The sequence below is a fragment of the Nocardioides bruguierae genome (genome assembly GCF_023656415.1).
Classification (GTDB): domain Bacteria; phylum Actinomycetota; class Actinomycetes; order Propionibacteriales; family Nocardioidaceae; genus Nocardioides; species Nocardioides bruguierae.
In genome coordinates, this window is the sequence record NZ_JAMOIL010000006.1 from 38,347 (window position 1) to 63,708 (window position 25,362).

Genomic DNA, 25,362 nt, shown 5'->3' on the forward strand with positions numbered 1-25,362 from the left:
GTGTTTCTCGTGCTGTGTGCGGTGTCGCTCTTCTTCGTCCTGGTCAGTCTCTCGGGGACCGGTGTTCCGCGGGCAGACCTGCACGCGACTGAAGGAAATACCGAATGCGCAACCAGAAGAAGCTGCTCGGCGCCACCGCCGGCCTCGCCGCCCTCGCCCTCGTCGCCGCCGGCTGCGGCAGCGACTCCGGCAGCGGCTCCGCCGACGGCGAGGCCCTGTCCGGTGTGTCCGTCACCGTCGGCTCGAAGGACTTCACCGAGAACATCCTGCTCGGCGAGATGTTCTCGCAGGCGCTCGAGGCGTACGGCGCCGACGTCACCAACCAGGTCAACCTGGGCGGCACGAGCGTCAACCGCGACGCCCTCCTCGCGGGCGACATCGACGTCTACCCCGAGTACAACGGCACCGGCTGGACGGTCCACCTCGGCAACGAGGACCCCAGCCAGGACCCGCAGGAGCTCTACGACGTCACCGCCGAGCAGGACCTGGCCGACAACGGGATCAAGTGGGTCGGGCTCTCCCCGTTCAACGACACCTACGGTTTTGCCGCCAACGGTGACCTGGCCGAGGCCGAGGGCGGCTTCGACTTCCAGGGCATGGCCGACTACCTCGAGGCCAACCCCGACGCCACCGTCTGCATGGAGACCGAGTTCCCCAGCCGCCCCGACGGCCTGGTGCTCTTCGAGGACGCCACCGGCTACACCGTGCCCAAGAGCCAGCAGCAGATCCTCGACACCGGCCTCATCTACACCGAGACCGCTGACGGCAACTGCGACTTCGGCGAGGTCTTCACCACCGACGGCCGCATCAACTCGCTCAACCTCGAGCTGGTCGACGACCCGGGCGTCATGATCCTCTACAACGTCTCCTTCACCATGAGCGACGACCTGTACGAGGCCAACGCCGAGACCTACGACGAGATCGCCGACACGATCCTCGAGCCGCTCGACAACGAGAAGATGGCCGAGCTCAACGGCGAGGTCGACAACAACGGCACCCCGGCCGAGGCCGTGGCCGAGTCCTACCTCGAGGAGATCGGCATCCTCTGACGCCGAGCCTCACCGCTCCGACGCCGTCGGCCCCTGCGGGGGTCGGCGGCGTCGCTGCATCCGGAGCCTGGCCTCGCCACCGCTGTCGAGGACGGGCGGCACCCACCCCGCTGGTCGAGGAGGGACGACGTCCCGTCGCGAGTCCGAGGGCCCACGTCGTCCGGAACGACGAGAGCCGCCGCCCCGGGTGGGGCGGCGGCTCTCGGTGGCCGTAGAGGCCTCTCAGAGGCCCTTGGGCTTGAGCAGACGCTCCGCGCAGGCGGCGATCCAGTCGAAGGTCAGCGCGACGATCGCGACGAGCACGGCGCCGACGATCAGGACGGAGTCCTGCGCCAGCTTCAGCCCGGTGCTGATGGTGATGCCCAGGCCGCCACCGCCGATGAGGAAGGCGAGCGCGGCCATGCCGATCGTGATGACGATGGTGGTGCGCACGCCGGCCAGGATCACCGGGATGGACAGGGGAAGCTCGATCTTGAACAGGATCGCCATCTTCGTCATGCCCATGCCGCGGCCGGCCTCGACCACGTTCTTGTCGACCGCCTGGAGCCCGACCATGGTGTTGCGCAGCACGGGCAGCAGGGCGAACAGCGCGAGCGTCCAGACGACGGAGAACACGCCCTGCCCGGAGATGGTCAGCCCGATCACGATCAGGCCGTAGGCCGGGAGCGCCTGCCCCGCGTTGGCGATGCCGAGGACGAACGGCGCGAGCCGCCGGAACCGCGGCCGGGTCAGGAGCACGCCGGCCGGGATCGCGACGACGAGCACCAGGAGCGTGGCCAGGAACGAGATCTCGATGTGCCGCAGCGTCTCGGCCCGCAGCTCCTCCGGGTCCAGCGACGTGCGCACCTGCGTGACCGCGTTGGGCACGTCGAGGCTCTGGTAGTACAGGAACAGGACGAGCGCGAGCGCAGCGATGAGGAACGGTGCGACGACCAGCCCGTAGCGGTCGATCAGGTAGGCGCCGCGTGACCCGTCGATGGTCTTCTTCGGACGCGAGGTGTTGCCCAGCGCGAGTGCGCTCTGGCTCATGCGTTCGCCTCCAGCTCCTCGTAGTGGCGACGGGCCTCGCTCTGGGCCGTGCGGATGGCCTTGTTGAGGTGGCCCATGTCCACGATGCCCTGGAACTGGCCCGCGTCGTCCACGACGCAGGTGCGGCCGGCAGCCGACTGCACCATGAGCTCGAGCGCCTCGAACAGCGTGTTCTCGTCCTTGAGGTGGTCGCCCACCTCGACGCCCACGCCACGCATGTCGCCGGTGCCGGCCTGGCCCAGCTGCTCCTGGCTGGCCCAGCGGACGGGGCGACCCTCGCCGTCCAGGACGACGAGCCAGTCGCGACCCTTCTCCTGCAGCAGGTTCAGGCCCGCGGCGGCGGACTCCGACTCGCGCAGGGCCGGGTAGTCCGAAAGGCGCAGGGAGGAGACCTGCAGGAAGTTCAGGCCCTTGATGGTCGAGCCGTTGCCGATGAAGTCGTTGACGAAGTCGTCGACCGGGTAGGCGAGGATGCGCTCGGGGGTGTCGTACTGGCGGATGGTGCTGCGCTCGCCCAGGATCGCGATCCGGTCGCCCATCTTGATCGCCTCGTCGATGTCGTGGGTGACGAAGACGATGGTCTTGTGCATCTCCTCCTGCAGGCGCAGGAACTCGTTCTGGAGACGCTCGCGGGTGATGGGGTCGATCGCGCCGAACGGCTCGTCCATCAGCATGATGTCGGGGTCGGCACCCAGCGCGCGGGCGACGCCGACGCGCTGCGCCTGGCCGCCCGACAGCTCGCGGGGGTAGCGGTCGCGGTACTGCTCCGGCGGGAGGCCCACGGTGTCGAGCAGGTAGTCGACCCGCTCGGTGATCCGCTTCTTGTCCCACTTCAGCATCTTCGGGATCGTCGCGATGTTGTCCGCGATCGTGTGGTGCGGGAAGAGCCCGACCTGCTGGATGACGTAGCCGATGCGGCGACGCAGCTTGTCGGGGTTCGCCTTGGTGACGTCCTCCCCGTCGAGCAGGATGCGGCCGCCGCTGGGCTCGATCATGCGGTTGATCAGGCGCAGCGTCGTGGACTTGCCGCAGCCGGACGGGCCGACGAGGACGAGGATCTCGCCCTCGGGGATGTCCAGCGTCAGCTCCTCGACGGCGGGGACCTTGCTGCCGGGGTACTTCTTCACCACCCGGTCCAGGTGGATCTTGGCCTGTGCGTTCATCAGGTCGCTCCTTGGTCGGGGTGGGGTGTCAGAGGCGCAGGCCCTTGGCGGTGGTGAACCGCTGGACCACTGCGAGGACGAGGTCGAGGACGAGGCCGAGCGCGACGGTGAAGACCACGCCGACGTACAGCTGCTCCGTCGCGTTCGGCAGGCCGTTGCGGGTCAGCGCGGACTGCACGTACGTGCCCAGCCCGTCACCGCCGACCAGGACGGCGATGGCCGTGATGCCCACGGTCAGCAGGGTCGCGACGCGGATGCCGGTCATGATCACCGGCCAGGCCAGGGGCAGCCGGACCTTCACCAGCTGCTGCCACGTGCTCAGCCCCATGCCCCGGGCGGACTCGACGACAGCGGGGCTGACCGAGTCCAGACCCGTGACCGTGTTCCGGAGGATGGGCAGGATCGCGTAGAGGTACAGGGCCGCGATCGCCGGTGTGTTGCCGATCCCGAAGACCGGGATGAACAGGGCGAACAGGGCGAGCGAGGGGATCGTCAGCAGGATGCCGGCCGCGGTCAGCACGATCGTCCTGGCCAGAGGTCGGCGCTGGACGATCACGCCGAGCGTGATCGAGAAGACGGTCGCCAGGGCTACTGCGATCAGGCTGATGCGCGCGTGCGCGAGCGTCGATTCCCAGATGTAGTCGATGTTGGCCGAGACGTAGGTGAACCAGCTGCTCAGTGCTTCCACAGGGGCCTTTCGGGTTGCTGACGAGCCGGTCAACCGTAGGCCCTCCGGTCCCCCTCCAACGGGTGAGGGGTCGCCGAGGACCTGCGGGAACAGTCGTCCACGCAGGTCAGCAGGAGCAACCGGACACCTTTCGGACCGGTCTGGACCGGCCCCTCAGACGATCCCGGAGGCCGGCAGCGTCGGGGCCGCGTGGGCGTCCCCGGGGGCGGGCGTCGGCTCGTCCGCGACGATCCCGTTGACCCGCGGGTCGATGCGCTTCTCCAGGTGGCCGACGGCCGCCAGGCCGAGCGCCAGCGAGCCCACCACGAGCACCGCGACGTAGGCGGTGCCGAGCCCGTGGCCGACGAGGAAGCCGGCGATCGGCGGGCTGATGATGGCCGCGGACTGGAAGGAGATCGAGCTCAGCGCGTTGAACTTGCCGCGGGTGTCGTCGGTGGCCAGGTCGTTGACCAGGGCCGGCAACGTCGGCTGCATGAGGGTCTCGCCAAGGGCGAAGACGGACGCACAAGCGGCCAGCAGGACCGTGGCCGCGGCGGTGCCCGGCACCAGCCCGGTGGCGCCGAGCAGCAGCCACGAGGCGGCCCACACCACGCCCATGACCGCGATGACGCGGGTCCGCCGGCGTCCCTCGATCCGCTGGAGCACCACCAGCTGGAGCAGCACGATGACGGCGGTGTTGGCCGCGAAGGCGAGGCCGAGGCCGCGCGTGGACACCTCGCCGACCTCGCGGGCGAAGGCCTGCATGCCCGCGTTGAGCTGGGAGTAGCCGACGAAGGAGGCCAGGAAGCCGAGCGCCATCACCGAGGCCACGCCCGGCCGGCGCAGGACGTCGACGTAGCCCACCCGGGCGGCCGGGGTGCCGTCGTCCGCGGTGGCGGCCACGACCCGCCCGCCGACGTGGCGCAGCGGCCCGAGCAGCAGCACGATCGCCGGCAGGTAGGAGACCGCGTCGGCGAGGTAGATGACCTGGAAGGTGATGACCCGCTCGACGTCGACGAACAGACCGCCGACGATCCCGCCCAGGCCGATGCCCAGGTTCAGCAGCGCGAAGTTGATGCCGAAGTAGCGGTGCCGGATGCGCGAGGGCACCACGGACGCGACCAGCGACTGCGCCGCCGGCCACTCGATGCCGAACGCCAGCCCGTTGAGGCCCAGGCCCAGGGCGGCCACCGGCAGGGTGCTGGCCGAGGCGATGACGACGCCGCCGACCACGAGGCAGCCCAGTGCGGTGGCCATCACCGTGCGCGGGCCGAGGCGGTCGATCAGCGACCCGCCGGGGCCGGCCGCGACCAGCCCGACCAGGGGCTGGAGGGCGATCAGCAGACCGGCGTTGGCGTAGCCGAAGTCGCGCACCTCGGCGAGGTAGACGATGTGGAACGGCAGCACCAGGCCGGTGCCGAGGAACTGGAACACCACGATCGAGAGCAGGAGCTTGCCCTCGCGCGGGAGGTCGTGCCAGAAGTCGATCAGGCGGGGGCGGGCGTCGTTGCCCGTCCGGGGAGCGGTCATGGGCACATCGTCGCTCCCGAGCGCCCCTGCGGCGCAATCGGTTATCGGACCTGGCGGTAGGGCCGGTGGGGGCGGTGCCGCCGGCGGCTCACCCCAGGACCAGCAGCGCGATCGCGGTGCCGGCGACCCCGGCGGCGAGCAGCAGGAGCAGGAGGATCACGACCCCCGCGCCCGGCCCGCGGCCGTCGTCCAGGAGCAGCGAGCGGTCGTGCGGGAGCTCGCCGTGCCAGGTGCCCGGGCCGGTCGAGAACCCGCGGGTGGGCTCGGTGGTGGGGCCGGCCGGGTGCTCGCCGCGCACGTGCGGCACGGCCTGCGTGCCGTGCTGCCCGGGGCGGTAGCGGGGCGGGTCGTCGGTGCCCGCGTCGGTGCGACCGAACGGGTTGGCGGGGTGGTGGTGGAGATCGGCCATGGCGTCCTCCGCAGTGCTGTCGAGACTGTGACCGTCGTCACCATGGAACGCCTCCGTGCGGGAAAAAGCCACCCCCGCACCGGATGGGTGCGGGGGTGGGACGGCGGCGGGTCGAACGGCCCGGGCCGGTGCTGGCGCCCGTGGGCCGGGTCAGGCCTCGACCTCGGAGCGGTCGCCCGCCCAGAGCGTGTGGAAGGAGCCCTCCTTGTCGACGCGGCGGTAGGTGTGGGCGCCGAAGTCGTCGCGCAGCCCCTGGATGAGGGCCGCCGGCAGGCGGTCGCGGCGCAGGGCGTCGAAGTAGGAGAGCGAGGAGGAGAACGCGGGCACGGGGACGCCGGCGGTCGCGGCCGTCGCCACCACGCGCCGCCACGCGGCCGCGCCGGCCTCCACCGCGTCCGCGAAGTAGGGGGCCAGGAGCAGGCTCTTCAGTCCCGGCTCGGCCTCGTACGCCTCGCGGATGCGGTCGAGGAACTGGGCGCGGATGATGCAGCCACCCCGCCAGATCGTGGCGATCGTGCCGGGGTCGACGTCCCAGTCGTTCTCAGCGGAGGCGGCGAGGATCTGGTCGAAGCCCTGCGCGTACGCCACGACCTTGGAGGCGAACAGGGCCGAGCGGACGTCGTCGGTGAACTGCTCGACGTCGACCTCCACGTCGTGCACGGCGCTGCCGAAGCGCTCGCGCGCGGCGGCGCGCTGGTCGGTGTGGCCCGACAGTGACCGGGCGAAGGTCGCCTCGGCGATGCCGGTCACGGGCACGCCGAGGTCCAGCGCGGTCTGCACGGTCCAGCGGCCGGTGCCCTTCTGCTCCGCCGCGTCCTCCACGACGTCGACGAAGGCCGTGCCGGTGGCCTGGTCGGTGTGGGCCAGGACGTCGGCGGTCATCTCGATCAGGAACGACTCCAGGTCGCCCCCGTTCCAGTCGCTGAAGGCCTCGGCGAGCTGCGCCGGGGTGCGGTCGGTGAGGGCCCGCAGCAGGTCGTAGGACTCGGCGATGAGCTGCATGTCGGCGTACTCGATGCCGTTGTGCACCATCTTCACGAAGTGCCCGGCGCCGTCGGGGCCCACGTGCGTGGCGCACGGCGTGCCGTCGACCTGCGCGGCGATCTTCTCCACGATCGGACCGAGGTTCTCGTAGGCGTGCTCGGAGCCGCCGACCATGATCGAGGGGCCGTTGAGCGCGCCCTCCTCGCCGCCGGAGACGCCCATCCCGACGAAGTGCAGGCCCTGCTCCTTCAGGGCCGCCTGGCGCCGCATCGTGTCGTCGACGTGCGCGTTGCCTGCGTCGACGACGATGTCGCCCTCCTCCAGCAGCGGCGCCAGCTCGTCGATGACGGCGTCGGTGGGGCTGCCGGCCTTCACCATGACGACCACGGTGCGGGGCCGCTCGATCGCGGCGACGAAGTCCTCCAGCGACTCGCGGCCGACGAGCTCGCCGCCGGCCTCGCGGGCCTCGTCGGCGTACGCCTCGACCATGTCGGTCATCTTGCTCGTGGTGCGGTTGTGCACGGCGATGGTGTAGCCGTTGCGGGCGATGTTGCGGGCGAGGTTGCTGCCCATGACGGCCAGGCCGGTGAGGCCGATGCTCGCGCGGGCGTCTGTCGGGTTCTCGGTGCTGCTCATGACTCCATCCAGCCGCGTCGGCGCCGCGCGTGTTCCACCCCCGCGGGTGTGAGAGGGGCCCTGCTGGTCCCCCGACGCGCGGGCACGAGCGTCGAACACAGTTTCGATCCGTGGGCTATCGTCGGCCCATGGACTTCCAGAGCACCCTCTTCGCCGGCTCCGAGACCGGGGTGGACGCCATGGTCGCCGCCCTGGCCGGCGCGGAGCGCACCGTGCTCGGCCAGGGGGCCTGGATCGACGTGCGGCGCTCGTGGCTGCCCGAGCCGGACGCGGTGTTCGCCGCCCTGGTCGAGCGGGTGCCGTGGCGGGCCGAGCGGCGCCAGATGTACGACCGTGTCGTGGACGTGCCGCGGCTGCTGCACACCTACATGATCGGCGAGGACCTCCCGCACGACGTGCTGACCGACGCCCGCGAGGCGCTCAGCGCGCACTACCGCGAGGAGCTGGGGGAGGACTTCCGCACCGCCGGCTGCTGCTACTACCGGGACGGCCGCGACAGCGTCGCCTGGCACGGCGACACGATCGGCCGGGGCTCCACCCAGGACACGATGGTCGCGATCGTCTCCGTGGGCGACCCGCGACGCCTCGTCCTGAGGCCGCGCAACGGTGGCAGCGACCCGGTGAGCGTGGAGACCGGCCACGGCGACCTCGTGGTCATGGGCGGCTCCTGCCAGCGCACCTGGGAGCACGCGGTGCCCAAGGCCGCGGCGGCCGGCCCGCGGATCTCGGTGCAGTACCGGCCGCTCAACGTGTTCTGAGGATCAGGCCGCGGGCACCTTCTCCTCCAGCACCCGCGTCATCTGCTCCACGGTCTCGTCGGCCAGGGCGTCCAGCTTGCGCCTGAGCACCAGAGGGGCGACCAGGTTGAGCAGCGTGCCGAAGTCGAAGTCGGCCCGGTACCGGATGCGCGTGCCGCCGGTGCCGGTGGGGGTCAGCGTCAGGTCGTCGTGCGTCGTGGCGGTCGTGTTGCGCCCCTCGAAGCGCAGCCGGCTCGTCTCGACGACCTGGGCGGTGTAGGTCAGTTCCGTGGTGCGACCCATGAACTCCGAGGTGTTGGCGTACGTGGTGCCCACGCCGCCGTCGCCGGAGGTGCGGGTGGTCTCGACGGTGCCCGGGTCCCAGTCGTTCGTGGACCGGAAGTCGGCCAGGTAGGAGGAGACGCCCTCGAACGGGCGCTGGACGGTGAAGGTGCGCTCGACGTGCATGCCTCGAGGCTAGGCGCGCGGACGCCGGCACCCGACCGCCCCGGTGGGTGGTGGTCGTTGGTCGAGGAGGGTGGGGTCAGACCGGACGGCGGGGTGCCGATGGGCCCCCGAGACCGCAATCGCTCGCGCGAGCCCGCGCCGACCCCGAGGATGGAGCCATGAGCACCGCCGCACCGGCCGCCCGCGTCCGCGACCTGCGCAAGACCTACCGCGAGGGCGACTCGGTGGTGCACGCGCTCGACGGCGTCACCCTCGACCTCGAGGCGGGCCGGTTCACGGCGGTGATGGGGCCCAGCGGCTCGGGCAAGTCGACGCTCATGCACTGCTGCGCGGCGCTGGACACCCCGACCTCGGGCTCGGTGCGGGTCGGGGAGACGGAGCTGGCGGGCCTGGGCGACGACGCGCTGACCCGGCTGCGCCGCGAGGAGATCGGCTTCGTGTTCCAGTCCTTCAACCTCGTCCCGACGCTCACCGCCGAGGAGAACATCACCCTGCCCCTGGCGATCGCGGGCCGTCGTCCGGACCCCGCGTGGTTCGACCGGGTGGTGGAGACCGTGGGCCTGCGCGACCGGCTCGGCCACCGGCCCCAGCAGCTCTCCGGCGGCCAGCAGCAGCGGGTCGCGGTCGCGCGGGCGCTGGTCGGCCGGCCGCGGATCGTCTTCGCCGACGAGCCCACCGGCAACCTGGACTCCCGCGCGGGCGCCGAGGTGCTCGGCCTGCTGCGCCGCTCCGTGGACGAGGCGGGGCAGACCGTCGTCATGGTGACCCACGACCCCGTGGCGGCCGCCTGGACCGACCGCGTCGTGCTGCTGGCCGACGGCCGCGTGGTCGACACGCTCGAGCAGCCCACGCGCGAGTCGGTGCTGGAGGCCATGGGCCGCGTCGCGGGCGAGGGCTGAGGATGCTCCGCTACGCCCTGCGCAGCCTGCTGGGGCGCAAGGTCCGGCTGCTGATGAGCACGCTGGCCGTCGTCCTCGGGGTGGCGTTCGTGACCGGCACCCTGGTCTTCTCCGCGACCCTGGACCGCAGCTTCTCCACGCTCTTCGACGCCACCGTGGGCGACGTGGTCGTCGAGCCGGTCGCCGGCGGCAGCCCCCGGCGACCCGAGGCGGCGGTGCCGCAGTCGCTCGTGGAGGACCTCGCCGACCTGCCCGGTGCCGCGCGCGCCGACGGCCGCATCCGCGTGATCGGGGTCTACGTCGTCGGCACCGACGGCAAGCCGGTCGGCGGGTTCGGCCCGCCCGCCCTGGCCGGCACCACCGGCGACGCCCCGGCCGCGAACGGCACCACCGGCCTCGTGCTCGTGGCCGGGCGCGAGCCGCGCGGGCTCGGTGAGATCGTCGTCGACGACGTGACGGCCGCCCGCGCCGGCTACGAGATCGGTGACCAGGTGCCACTGGTCTCGGCCTTCGACGACGCCACGCTCACCGCCACCATGGTCGGCCTCTACGGCTTCCCCGGCGGCGGGTCGATGAACGGCGCGAGCTTCGTGGGGGTTGAGCCCGCGGTGGCCCAGCGGTTCTTCCTGGACGGCGCCGACGCCTGGACGACGGCCTGGGTGACCGCCGCCCCGGGCACCAGCCAGGCCGAGCTGGCCGCGCAGGTCGCCGCCGTCCTGCCGGACGGGCTGCGCGCCGTCACCGGCGACGAGGCGGCCGCCGACGCGGCGAGCGCCCTGCTGCGGGCGGTCTCGTTCCTCACCACCTTCCTGCTGGTCTTCGCCGGCATCGCGCTGGTGGTCGGCGCGTTCCTCATCGTCAACACCTTCTCGATCCTGGTCGCGCAGCGCTCGCGCGAGCTGGCGCTGCTGCGTGCGCTGGGTGCCTCCCGGCGGCAGGTGACCGGCTCGGTGCTGGTCGAGGCCGGGGTGATGGGCCTCGTCGGGGGCACCGTGGGCCTCGGCCTCGGCCTGCTCACCGCCGTGGCGCTGCAGGCGCTCTTCGCGGCGCTGGGCCTCGACCTCTCCGGCCAGGCGCTGGTGGTCACGTGGACGACGCCGGCGGCCGCCTACGCGGTGGCCGTGCTCGTCACGATGACGGCGGCGCTGCTCCCGGCCCTGCGCACCACCCGCATCCCGCCGGTGGCCGCGCTGCGCGACGACGTGGCCCTGCCCGAGGGCTCGCTGCGCCGGCGCGGGGTGCTGGGCGTCGTCGGCGTCGCGGCGGGCGCCGGCCTGATCACCCTCGGCCTGCGCCCGGACCTGCCCGGGCACTGGTGGTGGCTCGCGCTCGGCGTGCTGGCGGTGCTGCTCGGCACCACCGCGGCCGCCCCGCTGCTGGCCCGGCCGGTGCTGCGCGCGCTCGGCCTCGCCTACGAGCGGGCGCTGGGCACCGTCGGCCGGCTCGCCGCCCTCAACACGCTGCGCCAGCCGCGGCGCACCGCGGGCACCGCCTCGGCGCTGATGATCGGCCTCACCGTCGCCGGCACGCTGGCCATCGTGGGCGCCTCGGCCAAGGCGTCGGTGGACGCCACGATCGCCGAGACCTTCCCCGGCGACCACCTCGTCAGCAGCGCCTTCGGGGCGCCGTTCTCGACCTCCCTGGCCGGCCGGGTCGCCGGCGTCGAGGGCGTGGGCGAGGTGGTGCGCGAGCGGCTCGACCGGATCACCTGGGCGCCTGTCTCCGCGAGCACGGAGGAGGGCACGGAGGAGGGGACGGAGGAGGGGACGGAGGAGGGGGAGGACCTGCCGGTCGCGGCGACGGACGCCGACGACGCCGACGTCCTGCGGCTGACGGTGCTCGACGGGGCGGTGGACCTGGCGCCCGGGCTGGCTGTCGTCCAGCAGGCCCTCGCCGACGAGCGCGGCATCGCCGCGGGCGACACGCTCGACGTGGTCACCCCCGAGGGCCCGGCCACCTGGCGGGTCTCGGCCGTGGTGGAGGACAACCCGATGATCTTCGCGGACGTGCTGGTCGGCACCGGCACCTACGACGCGGCGGGCCTGCTCCAGCAGGACTGGCTGCTCGTGGTGCTCGTCGCCGACGGCGCGGACCCGACCGCCGTGGGTGCGGCCCTGAGCGAGGAGCTGGCCGACCAGCCGACCGTCACCGTCGCCGACCAGCACGCCTTCGCGGCCGCGCAGCGCGAGCCGATCGACCGGATCGTGCTCATCGTCTACGCGCTGCTCGCCCTCGCCCTGCTCATCGCGGTGCTGGGCATCGTCAACACCCTGGCGCTCAGCGTCGTCGAGCGGACCCGGGAGATCGGGATGCTGCGGGCCGTCGGGCTCAGCCGTGCCGGCCTGCGGCGGATGGTCACGCTGGAGTCGGTGGCGATCGCCGTGCTGGGCGCGCTGCTGGGCTTCGTCCTCGGCACCGTGTTCGGCGTGGTGCTCATGCGCGCCCTGCGCGAGGAGGGCCTGGAGGTGGTCGCGGTGCCCGTCGGGCAGCTGCTCGCGTTCCTCGTGGCAGCGGTCGTGGTGGGTGTGCTGGCGGCCGTGCTGCCCGCCCGCCGGGCGGCCCGGCAGGATGTCTTGACCGCCCTTGCCAGCGAGTGAGGGGCGGCGGGACAATCCTCCGCCCCGTGAGATCAATGACTTTGTTCCCCGGACGTCGGGCAAGCCTTCACCTACTCTCGACGATGTGGACGAGCTACTAGAGGCAGACGGGCGTGCGCTCAAGCACGTGCGTGTGCGGGAGTACGTCCGCAACCTCGTGTCGGGCTCCGCGCCCGGCTCGCCGGCACCCAGCGAGCGTGAGCTGGTGCAGCAGTTCGGGGTTGCGCGTATGACCGTGCGCCAAGCCATGGACGCCCTCGTCGTCGAAGGGCTGCTGGAGCGCATCCCGGGGAGGGGCACGTTCGTCGCGCGCCCCCGCCGGACCGCCTCCCGCATCACCGGGTACACCGAGGAGATGACCCGCCGCGGCATGCTGGCGGAGTCCCAGACGTTGCTGGCCCGACGAGAGCAGGCCGGGCCTGGCGTCGCGCGAGCACTGTCGCTGACCGAGGGTGACGCCCTCATCCACTGGCGGCGTCTGCGCCGGGCCGACGGGGTCCCGATGTGCATCGAGGACGCCTACCTCAACGAGATCCTCCTGCCGGGCTTCCTGCAGTCCGGGATGCCGACCAGCCTGTACGACGCCCTCGACGCCCGGGGCCTGCGCCCCACGTGGGCCGAGGACTCGATCCAGGCCGACAAGGCGACCGCCGAGGAGGCCCAGCTCCTCGAGGTCGAGCCGCTCACCTCCGTGCTGCGGCACTCGCGCCGCGCGATCTGCGGCGACAAGGTCGTGGAGGTCTCGCGCTCGGTCTACCGGGCCGACCGCTTCACCCTCTGGGTCCAGCTCGGCTCCGACGCCTGACCCGCGTCACCCGCACCACCAGCAGCACGTTCCACCTGCTCCACCCGCGCGGCCCCGACGGCCGGCGCGCCACCACCGCCGCAGACCGCCTCGGTCACGCTCCCCACGCCGCGGCACGATGGGCGCCGAGACGTCGGGGCCGTCGTGCGTCAGCCCCCGCGCCGGTCGCGCTTGGGGCGCCGCAGACCCGCCGCGTAGAGCGCGGCGAGCAGCTCGCGCGAGGTCACGGGTCGCGCGCCGGCGTCCACCACCGCGTCGTAGCGCTCGGCGGGCACGTCGTAGTGGTCGCCGTCGAAGCCGCGCCGTGGGATGCCGAGGCCGGCGGCGAACGCGTGCAGCTCCTCGAAGGAGATGTCGCTGACCAGGTGCGACCAGAACCGCCCGTGGCCCGGCGCGTTCGGCGGGTCGATCAGCAGGGCCACCCGCGCAGACTACGGGCTGCACCCGGGGCGTGGGCATGATGGCCGACGTGGACGACGTGCTGCTGACCGCCCGGGCCCTCGTGCTGGCCGACCTCACCGCCCGCGCCCGGGCCACCCCCGAGGCGGTCTCGCTGCTGGAGGCCTCGCTCTCCGAGCGGGCGGAGTGGGTCGGCGCCTGGCCCGAGGGCGCGGTGTTCGTGCCCGGGCTGGTGGCGCAGGACGTGCAGGACCAGCTGTTCGAGACCAGCGGCCGGTGGCCGCTGTGCACCCTGCCCGGCTGCGCCGACGACCCGGAGCACTCGCTCTACGTCGAGCCCGACCTCGGTGGGCCGGACCCGGTCTGGGTCTGCGAGGAGAGCGGCACGGAGGTCGCGCCGCTGGGAGGGCTGGCGTCGGCCTGACCGGCACCCGGCACCCGGCTCGGGGCCGGGAGCGCGGGCGTCCAGGACCGGAGAGGTCTAGGACCAGAGCCGTCGCGCCCGGCGGGCGACGTCGGCCCGCAGGGCGTCCAGATCGGCGTGCACGAGGTGCCCGTCGGTGACCACGGCCTCGCCACCCACCAGCACGTGCCGCGCCCGCGGCTCCGGGCCGAGGACGAGGCCGGCCAGCGGGTCGCGCACGTCGGCGACGTGGTCGCCGGGCCACACCACCACGTCGGCCTTCAGGCCCGGCTCCAGCGCGCCCACGTCGGTGCGGCCCAGGCACGCGGCTCCGCCGCGGGTGGCCATGTCGAGGGCGTCGCGCAGGCTGAGGGCCGTGGGGTCGGTGGCCCGCAGCCGGGCCACCTGGACGGCCGTGCGCATCTCGACGCCCAGCCCACCGATCTCGTTGGAGGCGACGCCGTCGACCCCGAGGCCGACGTGCACCCCGGCCGCGCGCAGGTCCGCGCTGCGCGCCATGCCCGCGCCCAGCCGCGCGTTGGAGGAGGGGCAGTGCGCCACCCCGGCGCGGGCGGCGCCGAGACGGGCCACCTCGTCGTCGGAGAAGTGGATGCCGTGGGCGAACCACACGTCGTCGTCCACCCACCCGAGCTCCTCGAGCAGCTCGACGGGCCGCTTGCCGAAGCGGGCCAGGCAGTCGCGCTCCTCGTCGAGGGTCTCGGCCAGGTGCGTGTGCAGCCGCAGGCCCAGCGAGCGGGCCAGGGCCGCGGACTCGCGCATCAGGTCGGTGGTCACCGAGAACGGGCTGCACGGCGCCACGGTGACGACCACGCGGTCGCCGTCGTGCAGCCGGTCGTGCACCGCCTGCGTGGAGGCGAGGATGGCGTCGAGGTCCTCCACGACGCTGTCCGGCGGGAGGCCGCCGTCGGACTCGCCGAGGTCCATCGAGCCGCGGGCCACGTGCACGCGCAGGCCGAGGCGGCGCCCGGCGTCGGCGATCGCGTCGAAGACGGAGTCGTCGCCGTGGGGCACGACGTAGTGGTGGTCGGCGGCCGTCGTGCAGCCGGTGAGCGCCAGCTCGGCCAGGCCGAGCGCGGCCGCGGCGCCGACGTCCTCGGGCGTGATCCGGGCCCAGACGGGGTAGAGCGTGCGCAGCCAGCCGAACAGCGTCTCGTCCACGGCCCAGCCGCGGGTGAGCCACTGGTAGAGGTGGTGGTGGGTGTTGACCAGGCCGGGGGTGAGCACGTCGCCGGTGCAGTCGAGCACCTCGTCCCCCTCACGGGCGGGGACGTCGCCGACGGCGGTGATCAGGCCGTCCTCGATCGCGACGTCGCCCGGCCACCGGGCGCCGCGCAGCACCAGGCGCGTCACGCGGGCTGCTCGGTGGGCTGGTCGGCTGCCTGGTCCGCCTCCAGCGCCGCCCGCAGGCGGCCGACCTCGGCGGCGAGGTTGGCCCGCGCCTGCTCCTCCCACTGCTCGCGCGCCGGGCGCGTGTGGAAGAGGGCGGGCTTCTCGGCGAGGTGCTCGAGCACGTGCACGCGGCCCGCGTGGAAGGTGGCGTCGTCGAGGTGCGCGTACTCCGCGCGCACGGTGCGCACGTACTCCTCGTAGCGCCAGGCGGGCGCGGCGAGGATCGCGAGGTCGGCGTCGGAGAGCGCGCAGCCGGCGACGTCGTCGTCCTCGGGGGTGTGGGTCTCGGTGAGGCGGACGAGGCGGGCGACCTCGGCCGCGGTCTCCTCGCCGACGACCTCCGGCAGCTCGACCTCGGCCCACACGGCCGAGCGCTCCTCCGCGTCCCGCTCACCGTCGTAGACGGCGTCGTGGAACCAGGCGGCCAGCACCACCGGGAGCACCGGGAAGGGCACGCCCGCCACGGCGAGCTCCTCGAGCCGGGCCAGCACCTCGGCGAGGTGGGTCAGGTCGTGGTAGCCGCGGTGCGGCTCGGACCAGGCGTCCACGAGGCGTTCGCGCAGGTCCTCCGCGTCGGGCAGCGGCCACCAGCGGCGGGGGTCGGGGTGGTCCGCGTCGGCGGACGTGCGTTCGTCAGGCATCGCGACCCATTGAAGCCCGCCGGAGGCCGCGGCGCCACCGGAACGCGCCCGGTGCGGACCTCGCCTCGGCCCCGCGACCGGCCGCGGGCGGGCCTCAGGCGCGGACGGACGGCAGCCGCAGGGCCGCGGCCCGGGGGAGCAGCCCGCCGGCCGCCGCGTCCTGCTCGGTGGTGGCGGTGCGGGGCAGCGTCAGGCTGCCGAGCTCCACGACCTCGGCCGGGCCGCAGGACAGGCCGCGGACGGTGGTGCGGGTGGGGTGGGCGCCGGCGACGGGGCGGACGGGCCCGGAGGAGACCGTGAGCACCAGGCCCGAGGAGGACGGCAGGTCACCGCCCACGCGGAACGCGCCGGAGGCGTCGGTGCGGGTCCGGGCGAGCACGGCGCCGGCAGCGTCACGCAGCTCGACGCGGGCCGCCCAGACGCCCCGTCCACCGTCGGCCTGCTCGCCGGCGGCGAGGACGCGACCGCGGAAGGCCCCGCCCGCCGTGATCGGGGTGTCCGTCGGCTCCGGGGCGAGCGGCGGCAGGGTCAGCACGGGGGCGTGCAGGTGCAGGCGGCCGACCCCGGGGGTCAGCGCCGTGGAGACCGAGCGACCGGTGCGGTGCGTGGCCCGCACCAGCAGCGGGACGGCGGGGAGCCCGCCGAGCACGTAGCGGCCGAGGCCGTCGGTGCGGACCGCGAAGGTGCGCCCGTCCGAGGCCCGGGCCGTGACGCGGGCGAACCGCACGAGGCCGCCGTCCGCGGCGGTGACCCGCCCGACCAGCCGACTGCCACGTGCGAGCTCGACCGGTACGGGTGCAGGTTCGTCGTCCGTCCCAGTGACGACGAGCTGCACCCGCACGGAGGCGAGGCGGAGAGGATCGGTGCCGTCCCGGTCGTCGACGACCTCCACGGTCACGGGTCCCGGCTCCACCGGGAGCACCACGCGGGCGTCCCAGGAGCGGCGTTCCCCGACCAGGCGGTCACCGGCGAACCACCGGAGGCGTGCGAGGCACGGCGCGGCCCGGTGGAGCTCCACCACGACCTGTCCCTGTGCGTCCGTCGCCCGCATCCTGCTCACCTCATCCGTCACACCCGTCACGTGCCCGGGCTCGTGTCATCGACCATAGGCGGAGAGTCGGCCACGCTTCATCCACAGATCGGCCACGGTGCACGCACGTTCTGCCCACACGTCTCCGGGAGGTCCTTCCGATCGGACGTCAGCGGCCCGGCGGCGGAGGAGGCGTCGCTCTCCGCCGCCATCATGGCTGTTCAGATACCCCCACGTGCATGAGATCGGCAGGTTCGGTCCACTGGTCCAGCGCGGTGACCGGACCGTTCCGGGAAGATCAGACGCCCTTGCGCTTGACCAGCTCGACGGTGCCGATCCGCTTCACCCGGTCCACCCGGACCTGCACGCCGGTGCGGGTCCACTTCTTGTAGTACTCGGCCTGGGCGCTGTTCGGCAGGACCTGGACGGTCACCTTCTGCGTGCGCAGCTGCTGACCGACCAGGAAGGTGCCGTCGGCGGCGGTGGTGGTCTCCGCGACCACGTCGCCCCCGTCGTCGTAGAGCCGCACCGTGGTGCCCTCCATCGGGGCGCGGCCGTCGCTGCTGACCACGCGGCCCCGGACGCGGCCGCCCTGCTTCGTCCAGCGGAAGACCGAGGCGAGGTCGGCGCGGCCGGCGCGGACGGTGCCGCCCTCGACGGCGCCGGTGCGCGGGAGGTAGTTCTCGTAGCCGGGGGCGATGAGCGTGTACCGGCCGGGGAAGAGCCCGGCGAGGTTGGCGGTGCCGTGCCGGGCGTTGACCGTCCACCACTGCCCGGTCGTGCGGGAGACGACGGTGACGGTCACCCGCGAGCTGATCGGCTCGCCGCCGGCGCGCAGGTCCACCAGGAGCTTGCCGGCCTTGGTGCCGAGGGTGAGGGGCACGTCCCGGACCTCGCCCACGGCCAGGTCGGCGACGTAGGTGGAGCGGGCGACCCAGGTCTTCGACCGGTCCCAGGTGAAGAGGCTGTAGCTGCCGCGGGGCAGGCCGGTGACGGCGAACCGGCCGCGCTTGTCGGCCGTCGTCGTGAAGCTGTTCTCGGCCGCGTCGGCGGCCACCACGCGGGCGCTCGCCAGGGCCTTGCCGTGGCGGTTGCGCACGACGCCGGTGACCGACGCGCCGCGCACCATCCGCACGTTGCGCTGCAGCGTCCGCTTCCGCACCCGGACGGTCACGTCGGTCGGGGCGTACTTCTTGGTGTTGTACGAGGGCCGCTTGTCGGAGAACTGCAGGTGGTAGACGCCCGGCGCGAGCCGCAGCGAGTAGACGTCGTTGCGCACGCGGCGCACGCCGATCTGGGTCCAGTCCCGGGTGAACCAGCGCATCACGATGGCCACGCCGTCGGGGTTGCGCACGACGCCGCGGACGGTGGTGCGGGTGCCCCGCTCGGCGGGGGGCGACGACGAGGCGGACGAGGTGGCCGTGGCGCCGGAGGTGTCCGCGGCGGAGGCGGTGCCCGTGGGGACGAGCGCCTCGCCCAGGAGGACGACGAGGGCGAGCAGCAGCGCCGGCCGGGCCGGGCGGTGGGGGGTCGGCATGCGTGACTTCCCGTGGGGGCGGGCCCGGGACCCTGGCGTCCCGGTGCGGTGGCACCACTGTAGGAACAGTGCCTGGTCGTGGCCTCAAGACCGACGCAGGATCGCGTCAGCGTTGGCTCAGGCTCACCTCAAGACGCGGCCTGCCCCGGTGACTGCCCAGGTGATTGCTCAGGTGACTGCTCCGGTGCCTGCTCCGGTGACCGGGTGCCGACGCGTTGCCCGGACAGCGCCCAGCGGATGCCGCCGACGACCCCGGAGCCGAGCAGGCGGACGACGGTCCGCTCGCTCACCGGCGCCCAGGGCAGCCGCAGCGGCGGCCGGGTCCAGGCCGGCAGCAGGCCCACCCCGGCCGCCGACAGGGCGGCGTACGGGACGCGGGCGGCCAGGGGGATGGGCGGGTGCAGCAGCAGGAACCGCGCGGCCTCCCGGGCTGCCGGGGTGCCGCGCAGCTCCACCCGGTAGGAGCCGAGGGTGGCCGCGAGCGAGGCGCGGTCGGTGGGCGGGTCGAGGACGCCGAGGGCTCGGGCGACCACGGCCGCCTGGGCCAGGTAGGTGTCGCACTCGGCCGGGGTGAGCGGGCGCTCGCCGTAGACCTGGTGCGCCAGCAGGAACGAGTCGACCTCGGCCGCGTGCACCCAGGCGAGCAGGTGCGGGTCGCCGGCCGCGTAGGCGGTGCCGTCGGGCAGCGTGCCCGTGACCCGGTCGTGGATGCGGCGCACCGTCTCCACCGCCGTCCGCGCGTCGTCGGCGTGGCCGAAGGTGGTGGTCGCCAGGAAGGTGCTGGTGCGGGCGAGGCGGCCCCACAGGTCGCCCCGGTAGCCGGAGTGGTCGGCGACCGCCTGCATGGCGGCGGGGTGCAGCGTCTGCAGCAGCAGGGCCCGCACGCCGCCGACGAACATCGAGGCGTCGCCGTGCACCCGGGTGATGGGGGAGCCGGGCTCGAACCAGCGCGGGCCGGGCCGGGTGTGGATGCGGTCGCGGTTGCGCGGGCCGTCGGGCCCCGCGACACGGGTGAAGAGCGCCTCGCCCAGGCGTGCGCGGGCCTGCGTGATCATCCGTCCACCGTACGGACGACGACGCCGGCGCCCGCACACCCTCTCGTCGCGACGAGGGGGCGGCGGACGCCGGCGTGCGGTCGTGCCCGGTGGTGGGGCGGCGTCAGTCCTGCGGAGCGTGCCAGGTGCGCACCCACTGGCAGTGCTCGGAGCCGGCCAGCTTGGCGACGACCTCCTCGGGCACGTCGCCGTCGATGTCGATCACCGCGTAGCCCTGCTGGCGCACGGTGGCCAGGTACTGGCCGGTGACGTTGGCGCCGGAGTCGGCGAGCAGCTGGTTCACCTCGGCGAGCACGCCGGGCAGGTTGTCGTGCAGGTAGCCCAGGCGGTTGCCGGTGTGCAGCTCGGGGGCGCCGACCGCGGGCAGGTTCACGCTGAGCTCGGTGCGGCCCTGCAGGTGGAACCCGGCGAGCTTGGTGGCGACGAAGAAGCCGATCTCCTCCTGCGCCTCCTGGGTCGAGCCGCCCACGTGCGGGGTGAGGATGACGTTGTCGAGGCCCTTGAGCGGGGACTCGAACTCGTCGCCCTGCGCCTTCGGCTCGATCGGGAACACGTCGAGCGCGGCACCGGCGATGTGGCCGGAGACGATGTGGTCGCGCAGCGCCTCGGTGTCCACGACCATGCCGCGGCTGGCGTTGATGAACAGCGAGCGCGGCTTCATCTTCGCGAACTGCTCGGCGCCGAAGAGGCCGGCGTTGCCCGGGCGTCCGTCGACGTGGATGGAGACGACGTCGGCCTCGGCCAGCAGCGCGTCCAGCGTGCGCTTGCGCTTGGCGTTGCCGTGGGCGAGCCGGTCGGCGGTGTCGTAGAAGATCACCGAGAGGCCCATGGCCTCGGCGAGGTTCGAGAGCTGGGTGCCGATGTTGCCGTAGCCGACGATGCCGAGGACGCGGCCGCGGATCTCGTGGGAGCCCTTGGCGGACTTGTCCCACACGCCGGCGTGCATCTTCTCGGTCTTCTCGGCCAGGCGGCGCGCCAGCATGATGATCTCGCCGATCACCAGCTCGACGACGCTGCGCGTGTTCGAGTACGGCGCGTTGAAGACCGCGATGCCGCGCTCGGCCGCGGCCGCGTGGTCGATCTGGTTGGTGCCGATGCAGAAGCAGCCGACGGCCTTGAGGTCGGGGGCGGCGTCGAGTGCCTCGGCGGAGACGTGGGTGTTGGAGCGGATGCCCAGCAGCGAGACGCCCTGCAGCTTCTCGACCAGCTCGTCGTGGTCGAGCGAGTGGCCGAGCAGCTCGACGTCGTAACCGCGGTCTTCGAGGATCTCGACCGCGAGCGGGTGGATGTTCTCCAGGAGCAGCGCCTTCACGTGGCCAGGGTAGGCCGACCGGCCGCGATCACCCCAGGGACGACGAGTGCTGGACGTCGGGCCCGGTCGTCGCGAGTTTCGGACCGGCTTGTCCCAACCTTGCTCAACCGGTTGCTCAACCGGCTCGGCGGGTGCCCGATGGAACCCCTGTCACGCACAGCAGCACCGACGACACCGACGACGGCGAGAGGACCACCATGTGCCACCACGTCCCCACGTGCCCGGATGCCCGGGACCCCCACGCCACGGCGGCCCACACCGTGTCCGACCACGACGTCGACCAGGGCTGGCAGCTGCTGTGCAACGGACTCATCGTCTTCCACGACGGCGGATGCCTGGTCCCGCCCTGACCGGCACCCGCACTGGTGGGCCCGCCCGGGACTGGCGGCGGGCGGGCGCACCCTCGGGGGCGTCGCACGGTCACGTCGAGCATCACGCTCCGTGGCCCGCGGCGCCCCCGAACCCCTGTCCGTCCCGCACCCCCGGTGCCGGGACGGGAGTCCTCAGGAGGTGAGGTCCTCCGAGCCGAGGTCCTCGGCGTCGACGATCCGGTACGCGTAGCCCTGCTCAGCGAGGAACCGCTGCCGGTTCTGGGCGAAGTCGGCGTCGACGGTGTCGCGCGAGACCACCGTGTAGAACTTCGCCACCTTGCGCTCGCCGTGCGGCCCGGGGTCGCCGGGGCGCAGCAGCCGGCCGAGGCGCTGGGCCTCCTCCTGCCGGGAGCCGAACGAGCCGGAGACCTGCACGGCGACCTCGGCGGAGGGCAGGTCGATGGAGAAGTTGGCGACCTTGGAGACCACGAGCCGGTCGATCTCGCCGGAGCGGAACGCGCCGAAGAGCCGCTGGCGCTCCTTCACGGTCGTCTCGCCCTTGATGACGGGGGCGTCGATGGCCGCGGCCAGCTCGTCGAGCTGCTCGATGTACTGCCCGATCACCAGCATCGGGCGCCCGGCGTGCTTGCGGACCAGGTCGCGCACCACGTCCACCTTGCGATGGGTGCAGGAGGCGAGGCGGTAGCGCTCCTCGGGCTCGGAGGTCGCGTAGACGAGCCGCTCGTCCTCCGGCAGCGTCACCCGCACCTCGGTGCAGTCGGCCGGCGCGATCCAGCCCTGGGACTCGATGTCCTTCCACGGCGCGTCGTAGCGCTTGGGGCCGATGAGGGAGAACACGTCGCCCTCGCGGCCGTCCTCGCGCACGAGCGTGGCGGTCAGGCCGATGCGGCGGCGGGCCTGGAGGTTGGCGGTCATCCGGAAGATCGGCGCGGGCAGCAGGTGCACCTCGTCGTAGACGATGAGGCCCCAGTCGCGGGCGTCGAGCAGCTCCAGGTGCGGGTAGACGCCCTTCCGCTTCATCGTCAGCACCTGGTAGGTCGCGATGGTGACCGGTCGGACCTCCTTCACCGCGCCCGAGTACTCGCCGATCTCGTCCTCGGTGAGCGAGGTGCGCCGCACCAGCTCGTCCTTCCACTGGCGCGCGCTGACCGTGTTGGTCACCAGGATCAGCGTCGTGGCCTTCGCGTGGGCCATGGACGCGGCACCCACCAGCGTCTTGCCGGCACCGCACGGCAGGACGACGACGCCCGACCCGCCGTGCCAGAACGAGTCGGCCGCCTCGCGCTGGTAGGAGCGCAGCTGCCACTCGTCCTCGAGCAGGTCGATGGCGTGGGCCTCGCCGTCGACGTAGCCCGCGTAGTCCTCGGCCGGCCAGCCGAGCTTGAGTAGCGCCTGCTTGAGGTTGCCGCGCTCGCTGGGGTGGACGGCCACCGAGTCGTCGTCGATGCGCGCGCCGAGCATGCCGGCGACCTTCTTGGCGCGCAGCACCTCCTCCAGCACCGGGCGGTCGGTGCTGGCCAGCACCAGCCCGTGCACCGGGTGCTTCTCCAGCCGCAGGCGGCCGTAGCGGGCCATCGTCTCGGCCACGTCCACCAGCAGCGAGTGCGGCACCGGGTACCGGCTGTACTCCAGCAGCGTGTCCACGACCTGCTCGGCGTCGTGCCCGGCGGCCCGCGCGTTCCACAGGCCCAGCGGCGTCAGCCGGTAGGTGTGCACGTGCTCCGGGCTGCGCTCCAGCTCGGCGAACGGGGCGATCGCGCGGCGACAGTCCGCGGCCTGCTCGTGGTCGATCTCGAGCAGGAGGGTCTTGTCCGACTGGACGATGAGGGGGCCGTCGTTCACCGCTACACCCTACGGAGCCCGTCCACACCCGCCGTCCTGGCCGATAGTGCGCGACGACAAGCACCCGGATCGGTGGCTCGGTGGTGCCTTTCGTCGCGCACTATCGGCGGTCAGTCGGCCAACCGCACCGAGTGGACCCGGTGCACGGCGAACCGCATCTCGTCGTCGGCGCGGTGGTCGAAGCCGGTGAGGACGCCGCCGTCCAGGCGCAGGGGGTCGACGACGCGGTCGCCGCGTCGTCCCTGCTGGTCGACGTAGCCGATGACGACGGTCCGGCGGGCCTCGATCGCCTCGCGCAGCGCCGAGAGAGCGTCGGCCGGGCTGACGGGGGCGCCGGGCTCGGCGCGGGAGGCCGCGGCGCGGTCGCCTGAGCGCACCGCGCTCACCACGTGGGCCACGGACGCCTCGGCGCGGGCAGCCCGGGAGGCGGCGGCCGCGCCGGCCCGCCGCTCGCGGGGCACCCGTGCCCGCAGCTGGTCGGGCGCCGCCACGCGGACCTCGCCGTCGGGCCCCTCCACGACCGGCGCGGCGCCCAGCTCGCGCAGCCGGGGGAGCAGCACGTCGATCGGGGTGGCGGTGACGAGCACCGTCGGCGCGATCCGCCGCAGCCCGAGGGTCTGGGCCCGGGGGTGGTGCAGCAGCTCGGCCAGCGCGGTCTCGTCGTCGCTGCGCAGGAACGCCTCGGCCGCGCCCACCCGCACCGAGCCGAAGGTCCGGGCCGTGTCGTCCACGAGGTAGCTGAGCGGCTGCGGCACCGGCGTGGCCGAGACGGTCCCGAGGAAGTCGTGCAGCTCGGCCGCCGTCCACCCCAGGTCGAGGGAGCGTCGCACCGAGGTGGGGGTGAACCGGTAGACGGTGGCACCGCCGCGCGACTCCACGTCGGCCACCGAGGCCAGTCGGCGCGCCAGCGCGGAGGTCAGCGGGCCGGGCGCGACGGCGGTGAGGTCGGCCTGGAGCAGCACCTGCTCCACCGGGTCGGGCAGCAGCGCGTCCAGCGCCGCGACGGCTGCGTCCTCGTCCCCGGCGAGCAGGGTGCGCGCGTAGTCGGGCAGCCCGCCGAGGCCGGTCATGCCCAGCACGGCGGCCTCCTCCACGGCCCAGGCCACCTGCTCCGCGCGGTTGCGCGGGCGGCGCGGCCGCAGCCATGAGACACGGGCGACCACGCCGGGCAGGCCGGTGCCGCTGGCGGGCACGGCGTCGGGGTCGAGGGAGGCCAGGGCGTCCAGCGTGAGCCGTCGCGTCTCCACCTGGTGCGCGCCGACCAGCTCGGGCACCAGGGCGTTCCAGGTCTTGCCGGCGGGGTCCTTGCGGCCCACCAGCGCCGGCATCCGCGGGCTGGTCAGCCAGGCCCGCACCAGCACCCGCCAGCGTGCGGCGAGGCCGAGCCCCAGCCAGCGGTCGTAGTCGTCGGTCGGCTCCCACGCGGGCTCCGACTCGCGGCCCAGGCCCTGCGCCAGCAGCCCCGCGGCCGCGGCCGTCTCCACCAGGAGCGCCGTGCCCGCCTCGTCCAGGCCGAGGAGGGTGGTGGCGGCCTTGAGGTCGCGCACGCCCAGGCCGCCGCTGCGCAGGGCGGACGGCGGGTGGGTGCCCCAGGTCTCCAGCAAGAGCTCGACCCGGCGGACCGCCTCGAACGCCGCGCCCGAGGCCGCGCGGGCCACCATGTCCGCGCCCCGGGAGGAGGTCGGCACGACCGGGACCTCGTCGACCGGCTCGGTCGTCGTCCGCCCGCCGCGCAGCACCAGCCCCACCTCGCCGGGCAGGACGACGACGCCGTCGGTGCGCCGCACCAGCAGCCGCCGCGAGAGCAGCTCCTCGGCCGGCGTCCGCGCGTCCGCGGGGCTGACCGTGTGCCGGCTCGACCCGCTCGTCGCCTCGCCGCCGGCGTCCAGCACCGCGTGCAGCATGGTGCGCGCCTGCTCGGAGACCTCCGCGACCCGACGCTCCACCTCGGCGGCGGGCAGCGGGTCCGTCGAGCGCGGCCGCAGCCCGCTCACCCCGGCCTCCGGGCCGCCGACGTGCACCTCGCTCACGCCGGTGAGCACACGCAGCCCGGAGGTGCCCTCCCAGACCAGCGCCGCGTCCAGGAGCCTGCCCAGCGCCGTGCGCACCGCCTCGGGGGCGGCCCGGACCAGTCCGACGACCTCGTCGGGATCGGTGTGACCGGCCACCACGAGGGCATCCAGGACGTACAGCTCCAACCGGCTCAGCTGGTCGAGCGCCCGCTGCAACGACGAACGCGTGGCGGCGCGCGAGGCCAGCTGGCCGGAGTCGTGCGGGGCGGGGGAGACCAGGTCCGGGCGCAGCGACAGCAGCCCGGCGAGGCGCTCGTCGGGCCAGGCACGCAGCTGGTCGGCGAGCGACCGGTGACCGGAGGTGGACATCGGACCCACGTTAGCCACACCCGGGGGACGCGGCCCACGCCTGGTCG

At 73.7% G+C, this 25,362-nt stretch carries 23 protein-coding genes; 7 read left to right on the forward strand and 16 right to left on the reverse strand.

Translation table 11 applies throughout. The features are described 5' to 3' along the window. Positions 1-104 precede the first annotated feature (104 nt). The gene (locus M8330_RS06035) at positions 105-1,049 is read left to right on the forward strand and encodes a glycine betaine ABC transporter substrate-binding protein (protein ID WP_250826596.1); all 945 of its coding nucleotides are present in this window, start codon (positions 105-107) and stop codon (positions 1,047-1,049) included. A gap of 222 nt (positions 1,050-1,271) precedes the next feature. Here the strand turns inward: M8330_RS06035 and M8330_RS06040 are convergent, their stop codons facing one another. From M8330_RS06040 to gnd, 6 genes are all read right to left on the reverse strand, one after another. Beyond that, positions 1,272-2,078: an ABC transporter permease gene (locus tag M8330_RS06040; RefSeq protein WP_250051488.1), complete on the reverse strand. Its 807-nt coding sequence runs from the start codon at positions 2,076-2,078 to the stop codon at positions 1,272-1,274. Continuing rightward, entirely contained in the window at positions 2,075-3,241 is a 1,167-nt protein-coding gene (locus tag M8330_RS06045) for a betaine/proline/choline family ABC transporter ATP-binding protein (RefSeq protein WP_250051490.1), read from the reverse strand. The genes M8330_RS06040 and M8330_RS06045 overlap by 4 nt, the downstream gene beginning before the upstream one ends. 28 nt (positions 3,242-3,269) lie before the next feature. Continuing rightward, the gene (locus M8330_RS06050; protein WP_250051493.1) at positions 3,270-3,929 is read right to left on the reverse strand and encodes an ABC transporter permease; all 660 of its coding nucleotides are present in this window, start codon (positions 3,927-3,929) and stop codon (positions 3,270-3,272) included. Between the two features lie 153 nt (positions 3,930-4,082). Next, entirely contained in the window at positions 4,083-5,438 is a 1,356-nt protein-coding gene (locus M8330_RS06055) for an MFS transporter (protein ID WP_250826597.1), read from the reverse strand. An 88-nt stretch (positions 5,439-5,526) separates the two neighbouring features. Beyond that, complete coding sequence (locus M8330_RS06060) at positions 5,527-5,847, reverse strand: hypothetical protein (protein WP_250051498.1); 321 nt, start codon at positions 5,845-5,847, stop codon at positions 5,527-5,529. 150 nt (positions 5,848-5,997) lie between these two features. After that, complete coding sequence (gnd, locus tag M8330_RS06065) at positions 5,998-7,467, reverse strand: NADP-dependent phosphogluconate dehydrogenase (protein ID WP_250826598.1); 1,470 nt, start codon at positions 7,465-7,467, stop codon at positions 5,998-6,000. A gap of 128 nt (positions 7,468-7,595) precedes the next feature. Between gnd and M8330_RS06070 the strand changes: the two genes are divergently transcribed. Next, positions 7,596-8,225: an alpha-ketoglutarate-dependent dioxygenase AlkB gene (locus tag M8330_RS06070; protein ID WP_250826599.1), complete on the forward strand. Its 630-nt coding sequence runs from the start codon at positions 7,596-7,598 to the stop codon at positions 8,223-8,225. A gap of 3 nt (positions 8,226-8,228) precedes the next feature. Here M8330_RS06070 and M8330_RS06075 read toward each other — a convergent pair whose 3' ends face one another. Then, positions 8,229-8,672, reverse strand: a complete 444-nt coding sequence (locus M8330_RS06075) for an SRPBCC family protein (RefSeq protein ID WP_250826600.1) — start codon at positions 8,670-8,672, stop codon at positions 8,229-8,231. A gap of 158 nt (positions 8,673-8,830) precedes the next feature. Here M8330_RS06075 and M8330_RS06080 point away from each other — a divergent pair, with 158 nt between their 5' ends. The 3 genes from M8330_RS06080 (at position 8,831) to M8330_RS06090 (ending at position 12,973) form a co-directional block, all read left to right on the forward strand. Then, entirely contained in the window at positions 8,831-9,571 is a 741-nt protein-coding gene (locus M8330_RS06080; RefSeq protein WP_250826601.1) for an ABC transporter ATP-binding protein, read from the forward strand. A 2-nt stretch (positions 9,572-9,573) separates the two neighbouring features. Next, a complete protein-coding gene (locus M8330_RS06085; RefSeq protein ID WP_250826602.1) occupies positions 9,574-12,168 on the forward strand; it encodes an ABC transporter permease in 2,595 nt (864 codons plus the stop codon). An 85-nt stretch (positions 12,169-12,253) separates the two neighbouring features. Beyond that, the gene (locus M8330_RS06090) at positions 12,254-12,973 is read left to right on the forward strand and encodes a GntR family transcriptional regulator (protein WP_250826603.1); all 720 of its coding nucleotides are present in this window, start codon (positions 12,254-12,256) and stop codon (positions 12,971-12,973) included. Between the two features lie 149 nt (positions 12,974-13,122). Here M8330_RS06090 and M8330_RS06095 read toward each other — a convergent pair whose 3' ends face one another. Further along, a complete protein-coding gene (locus M8330_RS06095) occupies positions 13,123-13,395 on the reverse strand; it encodes a DUF4031 domain-containing protein (RefSeq protein WP_250826604.1) in 273 nt (90 codons plus the stop codon). Between the two features lie 35 nt (positions 13,396-13,430). On the opposite strand from M8330_RS06095, the gene M8330_RS06100 reads away from it, so the two are divergent. After that, complete coding sequence (locus M8330_RS06100; RefSeq protein ID WP_250826605.1) at positions 13,431-13,796, forward strand: DUF8819 family protein; 366 nt, start codon at positions 13,431-13,433, stop codon at positions 13,794-13,796. Between the two features lie 57 nt (positions 13,797-13,853). On the opposite strand, the gene M8330_RS06105 is transcribed toward M8330_RS06100, so the two are convergent. From M8330_RS06105 to serA, 6 genes are all read right to left on the reverse strand, one after another. Further along, a complete protein-coding gene (locus M8330_RS06105) occupies positions 13,854-15,146 on the reverse strand; it encodes an 8-oxoguanine deaminase (protein ID WP_250051515.1) in 1,293 nt (430 codons plus the stop codon). Then, the gene (locus M8330_RS06110; RefSeq protein ID WP_250826606.1) at positions 15,143-15,826 is read right to left on the reverse strand and encodes an HD domain-containing protein; all 684 of its coding nucleotides are present in this window, start codon (positions 15,824-15,826) and stop codon (positions 15,143-15,145) included. Before M8330_RS06110 ends, M8330_RS06105 begins: the two co-directional genes overlap by 4 nt. A 94-nt stretch (positions 15,827-15,920) precedes the next feature. Next, entirely contained in the window at positions 15,921-16,847 is a 927-nt protein-coding gene (locus tag M8330_RS06115; protein ID WP_250826607.1) for a carboxypeptidase-like regulatory domain-containing protein, read from the reverse strand. 307 nt (positions 16,848-17,154) lie between these two features. Continuing rightward, positions 17,155-18,393: an MSCRAMM family protein gene (locus M8330_RS06120; RefSeq protein WP_250826608.1), complete on the reverse strand. Its 1,239-nt coding sequence runs from the start codon at positions 18,391-18,393 to the stop codon at positions 17,155-17,157. A gap of 128 nt (positions 18,394-18,521) precedes the next feature. After that, complete coding sequence (locus tag M8330_RS06125; RefSeq protein ID WP_250051522.1) at positions 18,522-19,448, reverse strand: oxygenase MpaB family protein; 927 nt, start codon at positions 19,446-19,448, stop codon at positions 18,522-18,524. A 103-nt stretch (positions 19,449-19,551) separates the two neighbouring features. Continuing rightward, a complete protein-coding gene (gene serA, locus M8330_RS06130) occupies positions 19,552-20,760 on the reverse strand; it encodes a phosphoglycerate dehydrogenase (protein ID WP_250051524.1) in 1,209 nt (402 codons plus the stop codon). 131 nt (positions 20,761-20,891) lie between these two features. Here serA and M8330_RS06135 point away from each other — a divergent pair, with 131 nt between their 5' ends. Next, positions 20,892-21,110, forward strand: a complete 219-nt coding sequence (locus tag M8330_RS06135; protein ID WP_250826609.1) for a DUF5999 family protein — start codon at positions 20,892-20,894, stop codon at positions 21,108-21,110. 153 nt (positions 21,111-21,263) lie between these two features. Here the strand turns inward: M8330_RS06135 and M8330_RS06140 are convergent, their stop codons facing one another. Continuing rightward, positions 21,264-22,934, reverse strand: a complete 1,671-nt coding sequence (locus tag M8330_RS06140) for a DNA repair helicase XPB (RefSeq protein WP_250826610.1) — start codon at positions 22,932-22,934, stop codon at positions 21,264-21,266. Positions 22,935-23,044: 110 nt separating this feature from the next. After that, positions 23,045-25,315, reverse strand: coding sequence for a helicase C-terminal domain-containing protein (locus tag M8330_RS06145; RefSeq protein ID WP_250826611.1), 2,271 nt, complete (start codon positions 25,313-25,315; stop codon positions 23,045-23,047). Positions 25,316-25,362: the final 47 nt, after the last annotated feature.